This window comes from Microbacterium sp. (assembly GCF_052099035.1).
Taxonomy (GTDB): Bacteria; Actinomycetota; Actinomycetes; order Actinomycetales; family Microbacteriaceae; genus Microbacterium.
Map to the genome: position 1 here is coordinate 1 of NZ_JBQDSX010000129.1, position 4229 is coordinate 4229.

Annotated in this window: 4 protein-coding genes; 3 read left to right on the forward strand and 1 reads right to left on the reverse strand. The window is 65.3% G+C overall.

From position 1 onward, the window contains the following. Together fusA and tuf are read left to right on the forward strand one after the other, a co-directional pair. Window positions 1-1862 (forward strand): elongation factor G (gene fusA / locus ACTIAO_RS17205; protein ID WP_441907297.1); only part of this gene is annotated, 1862 nt, incomplete at its 5' end. A gap of 155 nt (window positions 1863-2017) precedes the next feature. Beyond that, a complete protein-coding gene (tuf, locus tag ACTIAO_RS17210) occupies window positions 2018-3211 on the forward strand; it encodes an elongation factor Tu (RefSeq protein WP_441907298.1) in 1194 nt (397 codons plus the stop codon). Window positions 3212-3246: 35 nt separating this feature from the next. On the opposite strand, the gene ACTIAO_RS17215 is transcribed toward tuf, so the two are convergent. Further along, window positions 3247-3747: a VanZ family protein gene (locus ACTIAO_RS17215; RefSeq protein WP_121657525.1), complete on the reverse strand. Its 501-nt coding sequence runs from the start codon at window positions 3745-3747 to the stop codon at window positions 3247-3249. Between the two features lie 233 nt (window positions 3748-3980). Between ACTIAO_RS17215 and ACTIAO_RS17220 the strand changes: the two genes are divergently transcribed. Then, a partial coding sequence (locus ACTIAO_RS17220; protein WP_441907299.1) for a hypothetical protein occupies window positions 3981-4229 on the forward strand: 249 nt, incomplete at its 3' end.

A 4229-nucleotide genomic window follows, 5' to 3' on the forward strand; every position in this document is an offset into this window, starting at 1 on the left:
CCGGCCACGTCGACTTCACCGTCGAGGTGGAGCGCTCGCTGCGCGTGCTCGATGGCGCTGTTGCCGTGTTCGACGGCAAGGAGGGCGTCGAGCCCCAGTCCGAGACCGTCTGGCGTCAGGCTGACAAGTACAACGTTCCGCGCATCTGCTTCGTCAACAAGATGGACAAGCTCGGTGCGGACTTCTACTACACCGTCGACACGATCATCAACCGTCTCGGTGCCAAGCCGCTCGTCATCCAGCTCCCCATCGGTGCAGAGAGCGACTTCGTCGGGGTCGTCGACCTCGTCGAAATGCGCGCACTCGTCTGGGAGGGCGACTCCAAGGGCGACGTGACCATGGGTGCCTCGTACGAGGTCCAGGAGATCCCGGAGAACCTCAAGGAGAAGGCTGCCGAGTACCGTCAGCTGCTTCTGGAGACCGTCGCCGAGACCGACGACGCTCTGCTCGAGAAGTTCTTCGGTGGCGAAGAACTCACGGTCGCCGAGATCAAGGGCGCCATCCGCAAGATGGTCGTCGCATCCGAGATCTACCCGGTGCTCTGCGGCTCGGCATTCAAGAACCGTGGCGTTCAGCCCATGCTGGATGCCGTTGTCGACTACTTGCCGAACCCCCTCGACGTCGGTGCCATTCAGGCGCACGACCCGAAGGACTACGACACGATCGTCGAGCGCCACCCCGACTCGAACGACCCGTTCGCAGCTCTCGCGTTCAAGGTTGCTGTGCACCCGTTCTTCGGTCGCCTCACCTACATTCGCGTCTACTCGGGTCACCTCGACTCCGGCTCCGCGGTCGTCAACTCGACCAAGGGCAAGAAGGAGCGCATCGGGAAGATCTTCCAGATGCACGCCAACAAGGAGAACCCGGTTCCCTCGGTCACCGCGGGCAACATCTACGCGGTCATCGGCCTCAAGGACACCACCACCGGTGACACCCTCACCGACCCGGCAGCTCCGGTCGTCCTCGAGTCGATGACGTTCCCCGAGCCCGTCATCGAGGTCGCCATCGAGCCGAAGACCAAGGCCGACCAGGAGAAGCTGGGTGTCGCCATCCAGAAGCTCGCTGAAGAGGACCCGACCTTCCGCACCGAGCTCAACCCCGAGACCGGTCAGACGACCATCAAGGGCATGGGCGAGCTGCACCTCGACATCCTCGTGGATCGCATGAAGCGCGAGTTCAACGTCGAGGCCAACGTCGGCAAGCCCCAGGTGGCGTACCGCGAGACGATCAAGAAGGCCGTCGAGAAGTACGACTACACCCACAAGAAGCAGACGGGTGGATCGGGTCAGTTCGCAAAGATCCAGTTCAACATCGAGCCTCTCGATCTGGACGCCGAGAAGACTTACGAGTTCGTGAACTCCGTCACCGGTGGTCGCATCCCGCGTGAGTACATCGGATCGATTGATGCTGGTTTCCAGGACGCCATGAACGTCGGTGTTCTCGCCGGCTTCCCGATCGTCGGCGTCAAGGCGACCATCGTCGATGGTGCAGCCCACGACGTCGACTCCTCGGAGATGGCGTTCAAGATCGCGGGCTCGATCGGTATGAAGGAAGCTCTGCGTCGCGCCAACCCGGTACTTCTCGAGCCGCTCATGGCTGTCGAGGTTCGTACGCCCGAGGAGTACATGGGCGACGTCATCGGCGACCTGAACTCGCGTCGTGGCCAGATCCAGTCGATGGAAGACTCCACCGGCATCAAGATCGTTCGTGCTTCGGTGCCGCTGTCCGAGATGTTCGGCTACATCGGTGACCTGCGCTCGAAGACTTCGGGTCGCGCTGTGTACTCGATGGAGTTCGACTCCTACGCTGAGGTCCCCCGGGCCGTGGCGGATGAGATCGTCCAGAAGACCAAGGGCGAGTAAGCCCTTCGCCCGGGATGCTGCGTCTCGGCGCGGCATCCCGGACAACATACAACTTCACAAAGCTCTCTCTACTAAACTGAGAATCAAACCCCGTAGCGAACCGGTCACAATCCAGTGCCCGGCAATCTCTACACGAACGTCCTGAGGAGGACCCAGTGGCCAAGGCCAAGTTCGAGCGGACCAAGCCGCACGTCAACATCGGAACCATCGGTCACGTTGACCACGGCAAGACGACGCTGTCCGCAGCCATTTCCAAGGTGCTCGCCGACAAGTACCCGTCGGACACCAACGTTCAGCGTGACTTCGCCACGATCGACTCGGCGCCGGAAGAGCGCCAGCGTGGTATCACGATCAACATCTCGCACATCGAGTACGAGACGCCGAAGCGTCACTACGCTCACGTTGACGCTCCCGGCCACGCCGACTACGTCAAGAACATGATCACCGGTGCTGCTCAGATGGACGGCGCGATCCTCGTGGTTGCCGCTACCGACGGCCCGATGGCTCAGACCCGTGAGCACGTTCTGCTCGCCAAGCAGGTCGGCGTGCCGTACCTGCTCGTCGCGCTGAACAAGTCCGACATGGTCGACGACGAGGAGATCCTGGAGCTCGTCGAGCTCGAGGTTCGCGAGCTGCTGTCGTCGCAGGGCTTCGACGGTGACAACGCTCCCGTCGTGCAGGTGTCCGGCTACCAGGCGCTCCAGGGCGACGAGAAGTGGACGCAGCGCATCGTCGAGCTCATGGAGGCCGTCGACGAGTCGATCCCGGAGCCCGTCCGCGACCGCGACAAGCCCTTCCTGATGCCCGTTGAGGACGTCTTCACGATCACCGGTCGTGGCACGGTCGTTACGGGTCGCGCCGAGCGCGGCACCCTCGCGATCAACTCCGAGGTCGAGATCGTCGGCATCCGCGACACCCAGAAGACCACGGTCACGGGTATCGAGATGTTCCACAAGCAGCTCGACGAGGCATGGGCCGGCGAGAACTGTGGTCTGCTGCTCCGCGGCACCAAGCGCGAGGACGTGGAGCGCGGTCAGGTCGTCGTGAAGCCGGGTTCGGTTACGCCGCACACCGAGTTCGAGGGCACCGCGTACATCCTGTCCAAGGACGAGGGTGGACGTCACAACCCCTTCTACACGAACTACCGCCCGCAGTTCTACTTCCGCACCACCGACGTCACCGGCGTCATCACGCTGCCCGAGGGCACCGAGATGGTCATGCCCGGCGACACCACCGACATGAGCGTTCAGCTGATCCAGCCGATCGCCATGGAGGAGGGCCTCGGCTTCGCGATCCGTGAGGGTGGCCGCACCGTCGGTGCCGGTACCGTCACCAAGATCAACAAGTAAGTAGCCTTACTGCTGGTTTCACCCGGCCCCGGAGCTCACGCTCCGGGGCCGGGTGTTTTTTCCGTGGCGGGGGCGGTGCCCGCCCGTCGACGTCGTCGCCGACGAATGAGCAGCAGCATCGCGGCACCGATGGCCGCGCCCGCGGTGTTCGCGAGCACGTCGCGCGGATCCCCGGTGCGCCCGGGGAGGAGCAGATCCTGGGTCAGCTCGACTCCGACAGAGAGCAGCAGCGCGGCGACGGGCACGGCGGGCACGAACCGGGGTGGGACGAGCGCGCCCGCGATGGCGGCCGCGGGGAGGTACAGCGCGACGTTGGCGAGCGACTCGACCGTGGCGTAGCCGATCCAGGAGGGCAGCCCGTTCCGGTGCGCGGAGTCGAGCCATCCACCGAGCGGGGCGCGGAGTTCGGCGTCCACGTGCTGCGGCCACAGGCAGATGGCGGCGATCGCGGCCAGGCACAGGACGCCGGCCGCGACGAGCAGCGTCTGCCGGGGGGAACGGCCGCGGCGTAGGGAGGGGGACGGGCCTGGGGTCACGAACCACGAGCCTACGGGGCGGTCGGCGCACGGTGGGGCCACCGCCGGACGTCCTCCGGTGACCGTGGATAAGTCCGCGGACCGTGCCGGTGGGAGGGCATATGCTGTCGCCGTCGCCACCCCCGAACGGGGGACGTCAGCGCGATGTCGCGCATCGGGGGAGCGACCGCCGCATCCAGACGGCTGCGGTGCGTCCAGCCGGCAGAGCCGGCGTACACACAAGGGGGAGACACATGTCTCAGAACTCACACGTCATCCGACGGACCGCGGTTGCCGCGGGCGTCGGCGCGGTACTGGCGATCGGATCGCTCGGCGCGGCGGGGGCGGCCCAGGCCGCTCCGGCGAGCGGGGCGGCGGCCACGCAGGTCCAGACGACCTTCGGCTGGGGCGACCACGGCAAGGGCGACATCGTGTCGTCGATCATCCAGAAGAAGCTCGACTGGATCCACTCCTGGTGCGACTGGTCGAAGCCCACGCCTCCG